Below are 13724 nucleotides of genomic sequence, written 5' to 3'. Positions count from 1 at the left end.
TGCGATAAAGATCGCATATTACATGAAAAGCGCGTTTCATCTCGTGGTTCAGCCTTCATGGGCTTCGTGCCGCGCACCGGCCGTTAAAAGTCGTTGGCACATGGGCTGACAGCCTTTTACCCTGCCCTCACCCTCCCTTTTATGTACGGCCCCGGCGGCCCTTATCCAGCCGGTTCACCGCCTTTTCCCACGCCTCTGTCGATGTTTTAAACACATCACATTTTTGGGGTGTAAATTTCATTTCATATTGAAATTGAAATTTTCATTCCCCATACTGTCCCCATGCTTCCTGCAGGGCGCCACGCTCGGGCCGCCGCCGGAGTTTTGCTTAAACAGAAGGAAACGGGTATGGCTACACAACAAAAACAGCTTGATGTCATTTGTCTCGGGCGCATCGCCGTCGATTTCTATGCTCAGCAGATCGGCGCGCGTCTGGAAGACGCCGGCACATTCGCCAAATACCTCGGCGGCTCTTCCGGCAACGTGGCCTACGGCACCGCCATTCAGGGGTTGAAATCCGGCATGCTGGCCCGCGTCGGCGATGAACACATGGGCCGCTTTCTGCGTGAAGAGCTGCAGCGCGTCGGGGCCGATACCCGCTGTCTGATCACCGACAAGCAACGATTAACCGGCCTGGTGATCCTCGGCATCAAGGATCAGGAAACCTTCCCGCTGATCTTCTACCGCGAAAACTGCGCGGACATGGCGCTGACGCCGGACGACATCGACGAGGCCTACATCGCCTCCGCGCGCGCGCTGGCCATCACCGGCACACACCTGTCGCACCCGAACACCCGCGCCGCGGTGCTGAAGGCGCTGGAGTATGCGCGCCGCCACGGCCTGCGCACCGCGCTCGACATCGATTACCGCCCGGTACTGTGGGGGCTGACGTCGCTGGGGGACGGCGAAACCCGCTTTGTGGAATCAGACCAGGTGACCCGTGAACTGCAGGAGGTGCTGCACCATTTCGATCTGATCGTCGGCACTGAAGAGGAATTTCATATCGCCGGCGGCAGCACCGACACGCTGACGGCGCTGAAAAACGTGCGCCGGGCCACGGCGGCCACGCTGGTGTGCAAGCGCGGCGCGCAGGGCTGCTCGGTGTTCGAAGATGACATCGCCGACGACTGGGAACAGGTGAAGCTGCACGCCGGCGTGCGGGTGGAGGTGCTGAACGTGCTGGGGGCCGGCGACGCCTTTATGTCCGGGTTGCTGCGCGGCTACCTGAACGATGAAGGCTGGGAGCAGGCCTGCCGCTACGCCAACGCCTGCGGCGCATTGGTGGTTTCGCGCCACGGCTGCGCGCCGGCGATGCCGACCAAACGGGAGCTGGACGATTACCTGCAGCGTGAACAACAGGTCACGCGCCCGGACCGCGACGCACGCCTGAACCACCTGCACCGGGTCACCACCCGCAAGCAACAGTGGCCGGAACTGTGCGTGTTCGCCTTCGATCACCGCAAGCAGCTGGCGGACATGGCGCGCGAAGCCGGCGTCGGCGAGGAACGCATTCCGCGCCTGAAGACCCTGCTGCTCACCGCGGCGCAACAGGCTGCCGCGCAGGCCGGCCTCGACGGCAACAGCGGCATTCTGGCCGACACCACCTACGGGCAGGCGGCGCTGAACGAAATCACTGGCCAGGGATGGTGGATCGGCCGGCCGGTGGAGCTGCCCAGCTCGCGCCCGCTGCGCCTGGAGCACGGCAATATTGGCTCGCAATTGATCGACTGGCCGCAGGAGCACGTGGTGAAGTGCCTGGTGTTCTATCACCCGCACGACGCGGCGGAACTGCGCCGCGAACAGGATGAGCTGATCGCCGACGTCTACCGCGGCTGCTGCAAATCCGGCCACGAACTGCTGCTGGAGGTGATCCTGCCGGACAGCAACGCCGACAAAGACGAACGCTATTACCTGGAGATGATTGAACACTTCTACCAGTTGGGCATTCAGCCGGACTGGTGGAAACTGCCGCCGCTGAGCGCGGAAAACTGGCGGCAGGTCGGCGCCCTTATCGACGCCTACGATCCCGACTGCCGCGGCGTGCTGATCCTGGGGCTCGACTCCCCGGAGGCGGTGCTGAAGGCGGGCTTTGCCGCCGCCGCGGATGCGCGCTGGGTCAAAGGTTTCGCCGTCGGCCGCACCATTTTCGGCCAACCTTCGCGCCGCTGGCTGCAGGGGGAAATCGACGACGCGGCCCTGATCGAGCAGGTGAAACAAAAATACCTGACGCTGATCGGTTTCTGGCGCCAGTACCGTCCGCAGGCGGGCGGCGCGCACTGACAGCCACAGCAGGTTCACGTCCCCTTAAGGCCATTTCGCCGCTTTAAGGGGATTTTTTTGCCCATTTTCTGTGAAGTCGCGCAATGTGCGATCGAATAAATCGCTTTTTGAGGAAATGAAATTTCCGCTCCGTCTGTTAAAATACCCTGTCAATATTTCAGGCGTCAGGCCAATGCGCCTTCACCCCACTGCGAGCCGAATGGATGAACAACCCAACTCAACTTTCGCTGTTACAGGACGAGATCCGCCACCGTTATGAAACGCTGAGCAAGCGTTTGAAGCAGGTGGCGCGCTATATTTTGGATAACAGTAACAGCATCGCTTTCGATACCGTTGCCTCCATCGCCGCACAGGCCAGCGTGCCGCCTTCCACCCTGATCCGTTTCGCCAACGCCTTCGGCTTCAGCGGCTTCAACGAAATGAAGCAGGTGTTCCGTCAGCATCTGATGGAGGAAACGGTGAACTATACCGAGCGCGCACGCCTGTTCCGCCAAACCTCCACCGACGACAACGTCGCGCCGGAGAAGCCGGCGGAGATTCTCAACGTATTCACCATGGTCAACGCGCAGGCGCTGCAGCAGCTGGCGATGCAGATCGCTCCCGAGCAGTTGGATCGCGCCGTCGAGCTGCTCAACAACGCTGAAAACATCTACGTGATCGGCCTGCGCCGCTCGTTCAGCGTCGCTTCCTACCTCACCTATGCGCTGCGCCATCTGGAGCGCCGCGCGTTTCTGATTGACGGGCTGGGCGGGATGTTCACCGAACAGCTGAGCATGGTGAAACCGAAGGACGTGGTGATCGCCATCAGCTATTCGCCGTACGCCCGTGAGGCGGTGGAACTGGTGGAATTGGGCGCCAAGCGCGGCGCGCAACAGATCGCCATCACCGACAGCCAGGTCAGCCCGCTGGCCGCCTTCAGCGACGTCTGTTTCGTGGTGCGCGAAGCGCAGGTGGACGGGTTCCGTTCGCAGGTGGCCTCGATGTGTCTGGCGCAGACGCTGGCGGTCTCGCTGGCGCTGAATAACGCCCGGGACGAGTAAGGCGGATGTGAACGCGCCCGACTGGCTCGGGCGCGGCGGGATTATTGCAGCAACAAATAGCGGTAGAGCGCGCTTTCCAGATCCTGCTTCATGCTGATGAAAAGCAGAATCTCCACCGTTTGGCCGTCGTAGTCATAGATGACGCGGTATTCGCTGTCGGGATCCAATCGTTCGTGCAACCGCACTCCCATGCCCGCCAGCACGGCGTTGAAGCGGTAGCGGGCGGGATCGTCGGCAATTGCCGCGAGGGACGATAACAACAGATTGTCCACGAACATCCCGGCTGCGACGGCCCCTATCGTTCCGCTCTTATAAGACTCGATGTCTTTCAGGCTCCATTCCGCCGCCGGCGCGACGGTAAAACGTATTTCCTGGGGCATCCTGCACCTCGGGTCTATTTCCGCGCGTCACGCAGCCGCTGCAAGGTTTCTTCGGGCGACAGACCGCGCTGATTTTTAATCTCTTGCTTCGCCATCATAGTCAGTTTCAACAACGCGTTGGACTGGCGCTCGAGATTGCGTTCCCGTATTTCGGCCTCTCTCTCAGCCGCCGTTTGTACAAACAGCTCGGCAACACCATTTTTTGTGACGTAAACCCCGCCTTCAAACAGATCGGGCGAACCTAATCCTTCGCGCGCCGCTTTTTGAGACATGGTGGTTGTCATAATTTTTCCTCCTGTGTACCGGCATTCTCACTGCATAACAGCGGTTCGTTAGATTCACTCAGCCAGGGAGCAATCGCGTGCGGACAGGTTATCATTTGAGCAAGATAGAGGGCAAATTTAGGTCAAATTTATCCCCTGATAAAGAGAAAGCCCGGCAAGCCGGGCCTCAAGCGCTTATTGCGCGGCGGGATAGCCGTCGCCGTTAATCCAGGCGTGGTCTTTTTCCCAGGTGAATTTCCACTGCCGCACCGGCCCGGCCATCACGTTGAGGTAATAGTTGTCGTAACCCGCCAGGGTCGCCACCGGGTGATAACCGCGCGGCACTTTCACCACGTCGCGATTGTAGACCGGCATGCATTCGTCGAGCGTGCGATCGTCGGTATAGACGCGCTGCATGCAGAAGCCTTGCTCCGGCTGAATGCGGTGATAGTACGTCTCTTCGAGATAGGTTTCGTCCGGCGAGTCTTCTTGATCGTGCTTGTGGCTCGGGTAGGAGCTGGTGTTGCCCTCGTCGGTGTAAACCTCCACCACCAGCAGACTGTCTGCCGGCTCGCTGTCCGGCAGAATGTTGTGCACCAACCGCTGGTTGCGCCCCTTGCCGCGCCGCTCCACGCCGATTTCCGCCGGCGTGATCAGCCGTGAAGGCAGGTGGCCGCTGCCGGGCGCGCTGCACACCGCCAACTCCAGATCGGTTTCTGCCCGCACGTCGATGCGATCGTGGTGCGGCACGTACACCGCGTAAGGCGGCGTGCGCTCGAACGGGCTCATGCGTTTGCCGATATGCGGGTATTCGGCGCGCAGCGTGGCGACGGAGGCGATACCGGCCACCAGCACCAGACACAGTTCCCTGCCACCGCATTCCAACTGCAGCGACTGCCCGGCGGCCAGGCGGTAAACGTCAAAGCCGACATAGCCCCAACCGGCATTTTCCGGCGTCACGTGCTGGATACGCCCCTCGGCGTTCGGCGCCTGACATTTGGCAAGCAGTGAAGACATTTCGATTCTCCTGTTAACTCCCCGTGCAAAGGCCGCTGCCCCAAAGGAGCAACGGCCCGCTCATATTCTGCGATCGCTTAACCCAGCGTCGGCATGCTGAATTCGGACACCGTCTGCTGCCCGGCCGGCCAGCGCGCGGTGGCGGTCTTCATGCGCGTGTAGAAGCGCACGCCGTCGGTGCCGTGCACGTTCAGCGCGCCGAACACCGAGCGCTTCCAGCCGCCGAAGCTGTGGAACGCCATCGGCACCGGCACCGGCACGTTGACGCCGACCATCCCGGCCTGCACTTCCTGCACGAACTGACGCGCGTAGTGGCCGCTGCCGGTAAAGATGGCGCTGCCGTTGCCAAACTCGTGGCCGTTGACCGTGTCGATGGCGGTGCGATAGTCCGGCACCCGCACGATGCCCAGCACCGGCCCGAAGATCTCTTCGCGGTAGATGCGCATGTTCGGCTTCACATGGTCGAACAGCGTGCCGCCGACGTAGTAGCCTTCAGGGTAGCCCGGCACCTGATAATTGCAGCCGTCGGCCACCAGGGTGGCGCCTTCTTCCACGCCCAGATCGATGTAGCCCAGCACCTTTTTCTGATGGGCGGACGACACCAGCGGCCCCATTTCATTCTCTTCGCCACCCTGCTGCAAGCCCGGCCCGACGCGGAGCTGCGCGATCAGCGGCTTCAGTTTGGCGATCAGTTTGTCAGCGGTATCGTCACCGACCACCACGGCGATCGGCAGCGCCATGCAGCGCTCGCCGGCAGAGCCGAACGCGCCGCCCATCAACGCGTTGACCGTGGCGTCCAGATCGGCGTCCGGCATGACGATCGCCTGGTTTTTCGCCGCGCCGAAGGCCTGTACCCGCTTGCCGTGCGCGCTGGCGGTGGTATAGATATGTTCCGCCACGGTGGAGGAACCGACGAAGCTCACCGCCTGAATGCGCGGATCGGTGCACAGCTGCGCCGCATCTTCATTGGCGCAGTGCACCACGTTGAACACGCCGTCCGGCAGGCCGGCTTCTTTCAGCAACTCCGCCAGGCGCACCGAGGCCGAAGGCACCAGCGCCGGCGGCTTGAGGATAAAGGTATTGCCGCAGGCCAGCGCGATGGGGAACATCCACATCGGCACCATCGCCGGGAAGTTGAACGGGGTAATGCCCGCCACCACGCCCAGCGGCTGCATCAGCGAGAAGCTGTCGACGCCGCTGCCGACGTCCGGCGAATACTCGCCCTTGATCAGATGCGGGATACCGCAGGCGAATTCGACCACTTCCATGCCGCGCGTCAGTTCGCCCAGCGCATCCGAATACACTTTGCCATGCTCGCTGACGATAAGCTCGGCCAGCTCGTCGCGGTGCTGTTCCAGCAGCGCCTTGAAATTGAACATGATGCGCGCGCGGCGCAGCGGCGTGGTGCGCGACCAGTCGGCGAACGCCCGGTGGGCCACGTCGATGGCCTGTTTGACTTCGGCGGCGGTGCTCTGCGTAACGCGCCGCTCAACCTGCCCGCTGGCCGGGTTGTGCACGTCGACGGTTTGATTGCTGCTGCTCAGGCACACCTGCCCGTCAATAAAGTTACCCACGGTTTTCATGTCACGCCCTCTTTTCAAGTCCGCTGTCGCCTGGCCACACCCAGGCGGCGCGGCGTTAATCGTCCCGCTCGCCAAACTCCGTCGGCAAGCCGGCTAAATCCTGACCGGATGCAGCAAACTCTATTTCATTGAAAAAAAAGTTTCAAATAAATTGTTTTGAAAAATTTGTTTTTAGTGCGTGAAGTCGCAATTTTGCGGTGTCGATCGGGCGAGCGCTTGCATTGCCGTGCCAGGGAAAGCGCAACGGCGGCGGCGAAAGTTGGGGGAATGCACACTGACTTTGCTACAGAAAACCCGCACTGCGCCTACCCTGTCGCCGTTACCGCACGCCCTCGTTCGCCCAAGAGACCCGGCACAGAGGTGACGGTTTTTTTTGAACTGGATCTAAAAATCAATATTCCATTATTCACTAATTATGAAATAAATGTTCTTGTTTGTTCCAGCATTTATCGACGACATCGCCTTGATGACAGGCACGGTTCACACCCTTCCGCTCGCCCCCTTCCCGACACCCCAACCGTGCGGACGGAAGCCAGGATAAAAATCGGAGCAACACATGTCATATCAGCGTAAGCACAATACCGGCTACATATTGCGAATTTGCGGCATCGCCGCCCTGGGCGGCATTCTGTTCGGCTACGATACCGCCGTGATCTCTGGCGCGATCGAAGCGTTGAAAGCCTATTTCGATCTCAGCCCGGCCGAAACCGGCTGGGCAGTCTCCAACGTGGTGATTGGCTGCGTGGTCGGCGCCTTCGCCGCCGGGCCGCTGGCGGCGCGCTGGGGCCGTAAAAAGGCGCTGATGCTGGCGGCGCTGCTGTTCACCGTGTCCGCCGTCGGCGCAGCCTTGGCCCCGACCTTCACCTGGTTCGTCATCTACCGCATCATCGGCGGGCTGGCGGTCGGCATTGCCGCCACCGTGTCGCCGATGTACATGTCGGAGGTGTCGCCGAAAGACATGCGCGGGCGGGCGCTCAGCATGCAGCAATTCGCCATCGTCTTCGGCCAGATCGTGATTTTCTACGTCAACTTCAAAATCGCCAGCATCGCCAGCGAAGCCTGGCTGGTGGAAATGGGCTGGCGCTGGATGTTCGCCTCGGGCGTGATCCCCTGCATTCTGTTCTGCATCCTGGTGTTCGTCATTCCTGAATCGCCTCGCTGGAACGTGATGATGGGCCGCGACGATCAGGCGCTGGCGATGTTGACCAAGGTATCCAACGCCGCCCACGCGCAGAATCTGCTGAAAGAAATCAAAGACTCGCTGCAGCAGGATCAACAGCAGCAGCACCGGAAGCTGAACTACGGGGATGTGCGGGTGCGGTTCATTCTGTTCGTCGGCTGCATGATCGCCATGTTGCAGCAGGTCACCGGCGTCAACGTGATGATGTATTACGCGCCGGTGGTGCTGAAAACCGTCACTGAAAACGCGCAGGAAGCGCTGTTCCAGACCATCTGGATCGGCGTGCTGCAGCTGGTCGGTTCGGTCATCGGCGCCATGCTGATGGATCGCATGGGCCGCATTCCGCTGATGCGTTACGGCACGCTGGGCGCCATCGCCGGCCTGCTGCTCACCTCGTACGCGCTCTACACGCAGGCCACCGGCTATTTCGCGCTGTTCGGCATGCTGTTCTTCATGGTGTTTTATGCGCTGTCCTGGGGCGTCGGCGCCTGGGTGCTGGTATCGGAAATCTTCCCGAACCGCATGCGCGCGCAGGGGATGAGCATCGCCGTCGGCTGCATGTGGGTCGCCAACTTCGCGGTGTCGCAGTCGTTCCCGATGATCAACGACCACCCTTACCTGTTCTCGCATTTCCACGGCGCCTTCCCGATGTGGATCTTCGCCGCCTGCTGCCTGTTCAGCTACTGGTTTATCGGCCGCTATATTCCGGAAACCAAAGGCGTCTCGCTGGAAAAAATGGAACAGGTGGTGCTGGCCAAACGCCACCGCCAACCCCTGCCCGACGGCAAGCCGCTGCCGCTGGAAAACGGCAAATCCTGATCTCTCACCCCTGACCGCTGGAGTAATGCCTCATGACCATTGCGCTGAACCGCTTCTGCATTAACCGCAAGATCGCGCCGAATCTCGATCTGGACAATTTTTTCCGCCTGGTGAAACGCTGCGGGCTCAGCAAAGTTGAGCTGCGCAACGACATGCCCAGCGGCAAGGTGACCGACGATCTGAGTAACGCGCAGCTCAACGCGCTCGCCGAGCAATACGGCATTGAAATCGTCACGATCAACGCCCTCGGCATGTTCAATCGGGTGGATGACCCGGCGGCGCTGCAGCAGCGCGCCGAAACGTTGCTGGCGCAGGCGCAGGCTATCCACAGCCGGGCGCTGGTGCTGTGCCCGCACTGCAGCGCCGACGACACGCGCAGCGAGCAGCAAAAACGGGACGACACCCTCGCCGCGTTGCGTCTGCTGGCGCCGCTGTTTGCCCGCTATGGCGTGCAGGGATACGTCGAACCGCTGGGCTTCGGCATCAGCTCGCTGCGATCGTCGCTGCTGACCCAAGCGATCATCCGCGATTCGGGCGCGCCGTACCGCATCGTGCTCGATACGTTCCACCACTACCTGAGCGATGTGACGCAGGCCGACTTCGACGCGCAGATCCAGGTGGCGCAGATCGGCCTGGTGCATCTGTCCGGCGTGGAGGACGGGCGGGATAAAGGCGCGTTGAGCGACGAAGAACGCATTATGCTGAGCGAGGGCGACCGGCTGGAAAGCCGCCGCCAGGTGCAGAACCTGGAACGCCTGGGCTATACCGGCGTCTACGCCTTCGAGCCCTTCTCTTCACAGCTGGACGGCTGGAGCGAGGCCGATATCGAACGGGAAATCCGCCAGAGCATCGCCCTGCTGCAAGGGTAAAAAAAAACGGCCTCCGCGGAGGCCGTTTTTCATGGCGTTACTTCAGGTTGCCGACCACCAGTTGGTGGCGCGCGTTGTAGAACTTACGGTAAGCCAGATAGCAGGCGATGATGGTCGACAGGCTGGCGGTGGAAAGCAGCATAAAGGTCACCATAATCTGGTATTTGATCGCTTTCACCGGGTCGATGCCGGCAAAGATCAGCCCGGACATCATGCCCGGCAGGCTGACCAGCCCAACGGTTTTCGCCGAGTCCACGGTCGGGATCAGCGAAGCGCGGATGCTGTCGCGGATCAGCGCCGCCGATGCGAACTTGGGCGTCGCTCCCAGGCTGAGCATCTCCTGAATCTTCTGCTGCTCGCTTTTGAAACGCTGGCCGAGGTTGGTGTAGCACAACCCCACCGCCACCATGGCGTTGCCGGCGATCATCCCGGAGATGGGGATCACCTGCATCGGCGTAAATTCGATGGAACCGGTCAATACCAACACCGCCAACGTCAGCACCGCGCCGGTGGTGATGGCGATAAACGACGTCACGAACGCGTGTTCGACGTACTTGCTGCGTTTCTTGGCGTTATAGGCCGCGTTAAAGCAGATGAAGAGCACCATCAACACGGTGAGAACGGCGTTATCCAGGTCGAAAATATACTTCAGCACGTAGCCGACGATGATCAGCTGCACCACCGCGCGGCAGATGCTCCAGATAATGTCCTTTTCCAGCGCCAGCTTTTCCCGGTGGCTGATCAGGATGGCGACCACCACCAGCACCATCGACAAGCCCAAGGATTCGTTGGTGATGTTATGCTGATTCATGTTGTTGCTCCTGTTGCTCGGCGCCGTGCGCGCGCAGGGTGATCACTTCGTCCGCATGCGCTATCTCTTCGGTATCGTGCGTCACCCACAGCACCGCCAGCCGGTGTTCCGCCGCCAGCTGATGCACGATCTCATTGACGTTGCGTTTGTTTTCCTCGTCCAGCGCGCTGGTGATCTCGTCGAGCAACAGCACCCGGGGCATAAACTGCAGGTTGCGGATCAGGGACACCCGCTGCTTCTCCCCGCCGGACAGTTCATTGATGCTTTTGGTCAGCATCGCCTCCGGCAGCCCGAAACGCGCCAGATCGGCCTTCATTTTTCGCTCGGCTGGCGGTTCCTGGCGGATCTGGTAAGGCAGCGCCAGATTGTCGTAAACCGTATTGCCGAACAGTGACGGCGTCTGGAAGCAGTAAGAGACCTGCTTGCGATACGCCTCCGGCGACATCTCGTCGATCGCCTGACCCTCGAAATAGAGCTTTCCGCTGGTCGGATCCATTAAGGAAGAGATGATTTTCAGCAGGGTGCTTTTCCCGCAACCGGAAGGCCCGGTGATCAGTTTGAACTCGCCTTCACCCAGCGTGAAAGAGACGGAATCCAGGATCACCTGACTGTCTATTTGATAATGAATATCATCCAATCTCAGTATGTCTTTCTTTTCCTTCATTACGATGCCGGCTCCCTACACCTGTTCCCGTCTGAGCGATAAGTATATGGCCGCCAAAAACATCTTAGCAATGGCTGTGCGGATGGCAGCGAACGAAGGGGGGAGGATTGACGGAGCGAAACGCTCCGTCAAATGATAAATTTAATTAATGATTAGCTGTAGAAATAGTCAAAAGCGACCGCCAGGGTCGAATCACTCTTTTTTTATCGCTGCCTGTTCGTCGCAGCTGTACCAGCGGAGGGAATTGTTGATGCTGCGGTGGGTGCAGTGAACCTTACCCTCCTTTTCCAGCGCCAGCAGCAGGGTGCGGGTGGTATAAATATTTTCGCCGCATTTATCCGCCAGCTCGCGCGTCTTCGGCCACTGCTCCGGCGGAGGATGATGGCCCCCAGATCCTTCCACACGCTCCCTGCACAATCCTTGCAACACATTCAGCATCAGCGATTTTCTGCTTTCAAACGTTTTCGGCGCCTTGGCCATAGCATTCCTCCTGAGTGGTTACTACTGAGCACCCCGCTCACGGCTGCACGTCAGCGATGCGCAGGGTGTAAATCATGGTGGCATTCGGGGGGATCGCCGGCGGGTTGCCCTGTTTGCCGTACGCCAGCGCCGGCGGCACCACCAGCGTGATCGCGCCGTGGCGCTGCAGCTTCTCGATAGCCGCGCGAAACAGCGGCGGGTAGCGCGTCAACGGCTGCGAGATCACCGTCCCCGCCAGCTCCATGTCTTTGACCACCCGGCCGTCGGTCAGGCTTTCGCGCACCACGATATCCACCCGATCATCGGCGCCGATCGCCCCGCTGCCGGCATAGTCCACCCGGTAATAGAAACCGAGCGCATCCTGCTTGACCCCCTCCTGACGGACGAAATTGGCCAGGTAGGCGTTGTCATCCCGAGGTGGCGCCTGCGTCTGTTGCGCCTGCTGCAACCGCTGCTGCGCCGTGTGCAGCGCGCCGTCGATGGCGGTTTCATCGAGCCGCAACCGCCCGGCCAGGGTATCGGCGATGCCCGCCAGCAACAGCTGGGTATCCGCTTCCAACCCCGCGCGCCGGTTCTCCTGCTGCAGATGCAGAATGTCGCGTCCGAGCGACACGCCGGCGGCATACGCCTGCTTGTCCGCCTCGCTGGCCAGCGCGGGCGGCTCGGCCGCCTGCTGCCGTTCGGCCAGCAAGGTCTCTACCCGCCGGCGCTGCTGCGCCAGCTGCGCCGCCAAACTTGCGCTGCGCTGTTCGGCCCGCGTTAACGAAGCGGCCAGCACGCTCACTTCAGGCACCGGCGCAACGGCGTGCCGCAATCCCTTCAGGGCATCGGCCAGCGGCCGAATATCGACGACGGCCGGTTCCCGTTTCGGCACCGCCGCGGCCTGAGCCGCCGCCAACTGCCGCTCCAACTGACGGATTTTCTCCGTCTGCTGTTGCAAAGACTGCTTCAACGACGTTAAACGAGCGCTGTCTGCCCCGACGATAGCGGCCGGTTTGGCGGCCGGTGCTGACGCCGATTGACGCACGGTGTCTTCCCTGGGCGCGGCCGGTGGCGCCTGCCGCTGTTCGGCAAACTTCAACAGCGCGGGAATGCCGTCATCGGCGGCGCAAGCGGCCCCGCTCGCCGCCAACAGCAAAAGAGCCATCGCCCATCCTTGCGCGCATCGCTTCATGGCTACAGATTCTCAACCCGGCTGGACAGATCGGACATCAGCTCATGCTCGACGTCGGCGCAGAATTTCTCGGTTTTATATTGATAAAGAGCATCAATCGCTTTACGGGTACTCTCATCCACGTTGCCGCGCACCCCGGCATATCCCGAAGCGTTGGAAAGCAGGCCATTAAAATAGGCGATGCGTTTTTGGTAACTTTGCGGATTAATATTCTTTAATGAATTAACCCGCTGCTGACAAAGCGCGATGCGTTGCTCATCGGATTTATCATTAGGATTGTTCTGTGAGATTTTTTTCACGGAATTCAGTTTTGTCTTGCTCCCGCCCGCACAGCCAGAAAGCGCCATAAAAGACAGCAGAAATAGGGTCAAACCCACCCAACGGCGCCCGCCGCAAGCATTAATCATCGTTATCATTCCGTTTATAATCCTTTAATTGTCACTTAGGTCATCATTATGTGGCGAACGGCAGCAGCACATGCCTTAATTTGATTAATCAAAATGGGTTAGGCAGCGAAAAATCCCTATTCCGCAAGGTGATAGGATAATTCACTACCGGTGAAATTGTTATTTAATTGTTAATCAATTAGGCTTAAACGCGAACTAAACGCGAATAAGAAACCCAATCCCTCATGAACAGAAAATCACTAAACAACAATAAAAACAATGAATTATGTTTTATATTTTGTTTCTAAAGGGAAATGCATCATCTGCTACCTCAGAGCGATATTAGCAAAACAATATTGTGAATTGTAGGTGCCGCCCTATTTCCCCCGATCTAATATCTCGCATATCGTTATTTATATAGTGATTTATACTGGATAATATTTGTATACGATCTATTGATTTTAAAGCAAATATGTTTCTTTTTCCTTTTGGTTTTATATTCTGAATTTGACTTAATTTAATAAAATCTATTTCCAAGTAATACTATTATTTGCAAGAATATTCCCAGCAACACGCCACACGTAAAAATCGTATTTTATTTACCAGAAAATCCATTATCGATTTTCCAAATCTCGTTATTTCTCATAAATAACGGATGTCGGCGTATTGCCCAGAGCAAAAGGATCTGGCTCCAACCGCACGGACGGCGACATGGCGTTGCCGCCGCCGCGGGGGATTTAGATGTGCTGTTCTTTTTATTTAAAAACTCTCTACAGGA

General features: G+C 59.2%; 13 protein-coding genes. 4 read left to right on the top strand and 9 right to left on the bottom strand.

Features of this window, described 5'->3' with window-relative positions; all coding sequences use genetic code 11:
* Positions 1–348: 348 nt before the first annotated feature.
* Positions 349–2280 (top strand): bifunctional 5-dehydro-2-deoxygluconokinase/5-dehydro-2-deoxyphosphogluconate aldolase, encoded by a 1932-nt coding sequence (locus ACP39K_RS18580; protein WP_089185108.1) that lies wholly within the window; start codon positions 349–351, stop codon positions 2278–2280.
* Positions 2281–2483: 203 nt separating this feature from the next.
* The gene (locus ACP39K_RS18575) at positions 2484–3320 is read left to right on the top strand and encodes a MurR/RpiR family transcriptional regulator (RefSeq protein ID WP_004930856.1); all 837 of its coding nucleotides are present in this window, start codon (positions 2484–2486) and stop codon (positions 3318–3320) included.
* Positions 3321–3361: 41 nt separating this feature from the next.
* Here the strand turns inward: ACP39K_RS18575 and ACP39K_RS18570 are convergent, their stop codons facing one another.
* From ACP39K_RS18570 to ACP39K_RS18555, 4 genes are all read right to left on the bottom strand, one after another.
* A complete protein-coding gene (locus ACP39K_RS18570) occupies positions 3362–3700 on the bottom strand; it encodes a type II toxin-antitoxin system RelE/ParE family toxin (RefSeq protein ID WP_004930859.1) in 339 nt (112 codons plus the stop codon).
* Between the two features lie 14 nt (positions 3701–3714).
* Positions 3715–3984: a hypothetical protein gene (locus ACP39K_RS18565; RefSeq protein WP_004930864.1), complete on the bottom strand. Its 270-nt coding sequence runs from the start codon at positions 3982–3984 to the stop codon at positions 3715–3717.
* A gap of 174 nt (positions 3985–4158) precedes the next feature.
* The gene (gene iolB, locus ACP39K_RS18560) at positions 4159–4980 is read right to left on the bottom strand and encodes a 5-deoxy-glucuronate isomerase (RefSeq protein ID WP_033639188.1); all 822 of its coding nucleotides are present in this window, start codon (positions 4978–4980) and stop codon (positions 4159–4161) included.
* Between the two features lie 77 nt (positions 4981–5057).
* The gene (locus tag ACP39K_RS18555; protein ID WP_497008751.1) at positions 5058–6563 is read right to left on the bottom strand and encodes a CoA-acylating methylmalonate-semialdehyde dehydrogenase; all 1506 of its coding nucleotides are present in this window, start codon (positions 6561–6563) and stop codon (positions 5058–5060) included.
* Between the two features lie 556 nt (positions 6564–7119).
* On the opposite strand from ACP39K_RS18555, the gene ACP39K_RS18550 reads away from it, so the two are divergent.
* Positions 7120–8562, top strand: coding sequence for a sugar porter family MFS transporter (locus ACP39K_RS18550; protein ID WP_016930409.1), 1443 nt, complete (start codon positions 7120–7122; stop codon positions 8560–8562).
* A gap of 32 nt (positions 8563–8594) precedes the next feature.
* Entirely contained in the window at positions 8595–9431 is an 837-nt protein-coding gene (locus tag ACP39K_RS18545) for a TIM barrel protein (RefSeq protein ID WP_261267698.1), read from the top strand.
* Between the two features lie 37 nt (positions 9432–9468).
* Here ACP39K_RS18545 and fetB read toward each other — a convergent pair whose 3' ends face one another.
* The 5 genes from fetB to ACP39K_RS18520 all read right to left on the bottom strand — a co-directional run bounded on the left by fetB (position 9469) and on the right by ACP39K_RS18520 (position 12976).
* Positions 9469–10242 carry an iron efflux ABC transporter permease subunit FetB gene (gene fetB / locus ACP39K_RS18540; RefSeq protein ID WP_004930878.1) on the bottom strand — a complete coding sequence of 258 codons (774 nt, stop codon included), beginning with the start codon at positions 10240–10242 and terminating at the stop codon, positions 9469–9471.
* Entirely contained in the window at positions 10229–10906 is a 678-nt protein-coding gene (fetA, locus tag ACP39K_RS18535) for an iron efflux ABC transporter ATP-binding subunit FetA (protein WP_033639186.1), read from the bottom strand. Before fetA ends, fetB begins: the two co-directional genes overlap by 14 nt.
* A gap of 192 nt (positions 10907–11098) precedes the next feature.
* Entirely contained in the window at positions 11099–11386 is a 288-nt protein-coding gene (locus ACP39K_RS18530) for a FaeA/PapI family transcriptional regulator (RefSeq protein WP_004930885.1), read from the bottom strand.
* Positions 11387–11423: 37 nt separating this feature from the next.
* Positions 11424–12533 (bottom strand): FKBP-type peptidyl-prolyl cis-trans isomerase N-terminal domain-containing protein, encoded by a 1110-nt coding sequence (locus tag ACP39K_RS18525; protein WP_115116391.1) that lies wholly within the window; start codon positions 12531–12533, stop codon positions 11424–11426.
* A gap of 29 nt (positions 12534–12562) precedes the next feature.
* A complete protein-coding gene (locus ACP39K_RS18520; RefSeq protein WP_033639183.1) occupies positions 12563–12976 on the bottom strand; it encodes a YuaE family lipoprotein in 414 nt (137 codons plus the stop codon).
* Positions 12977–13724 lie beyond the last annotated feature (748 nt).

The organism is Serratia sp. EC4 (genome assembly GCF_059652115.1).
The sequence above is the reverse complement of the archived record's forward strand: the minus strand, read 5'-3'. Positions and strand labels throughout refer to the sequence as shown.

Excerpts from the sequence above, each read along its gene's own strand:
- ACP39K_RS18580 (WP_089185108.1), top strand. The coding sequence starts at position 349 with ATGGCTACACAACAAAAACAGCTTGATGTCATTTGTCTCGGGCGCATC.
- ACP39K_RS18575 (WP_004930856.1), top strand. The coding sequence starts at position 2,484 with ATGAACAACCCAACTCAACTTTCGCTGTTACAGGACGAGATCCGCCAC.
- ACP39K_RS18570 (WP_004930859.1), bottom strand. The coding sequence starts at position 3,700 with ATGCCCCAGGAAATACGTTTTACCGTCGCGCCGGCGGCGGAATGGAGC.
- ACP39K_RS18565 (WP_004930864.1), bottom strand. The coding sequence starts at position 3,984 with ATGACAACCACCATGTCTCAAAAAGCGGCGCGCGAAGGATTAGGTTCG.
- iolB (WP_033639188.1), bottom strand. The coding sequence starts at position 4,980 with ATGTCTTCACTGCTTGCCAAATGTCAGGCGCCGAACGCCGAGGGGCGT.
- ACP39K_RS18555 (WP_497008751.1), bottom strand. The coding sequence starts at position 6,563 with ATGAAAACCGTGGGTAACTTTATTGACGGGCAGGTGTGCCTGAGCAGC.
- ACP39K_RS18550 (WP_016930409.1), top strand. The coding sequence starts at position 7,120 with ATGTCATATCAGCGTAAGCACAATACCGGCTACATATTGCGAATTTGC.
- ACP39K_RS18545 (WP_261267698.1), top strand. The coding sequence starts at position 8,595 with ATGACCATTGCGCTGAACCGCTTCTGCATTAACCGCAAGATCGCGCCG.
- fetB (WP_004930878.1), bottom strand. The coding sequence starts at position 10,242 with ATGAATCAGCATAACATCACCAACGAATCCTTGGGCTTGTCGATGGTG.
- fetA (WP_033639186.1), bottom strand. The coding sequence starts at position 10,906 with ATGAAGGAAAAGAAAGACATACTGAGATTGGATGATATTCATTATCAA.
- ACP39K_RS18530 (WP_004930885.1), bottom strand. The coding sequence starts at position 11,386 with ATGGCCAAGGCGCCGAAAACGTTTGAAAGCAGAAAATCGCTGATGCTG.
- ACP39K_RS18525 (WP_115116391.1), bottom strand. The coding sequence starts at position 12,533 with ATGGCTCTTTTGCTGTTGGCGGCGAGCGGGGCCGCTTGCGCCGCCGAT.
- ACP39K_RS18520 (WP_033639183.1), bottom strand. The coding sequence starts at position 12,976 with ATGATAACGATGATTAATGCTTGCGGCGGGCGCCGTTGGGTGGGTTTG.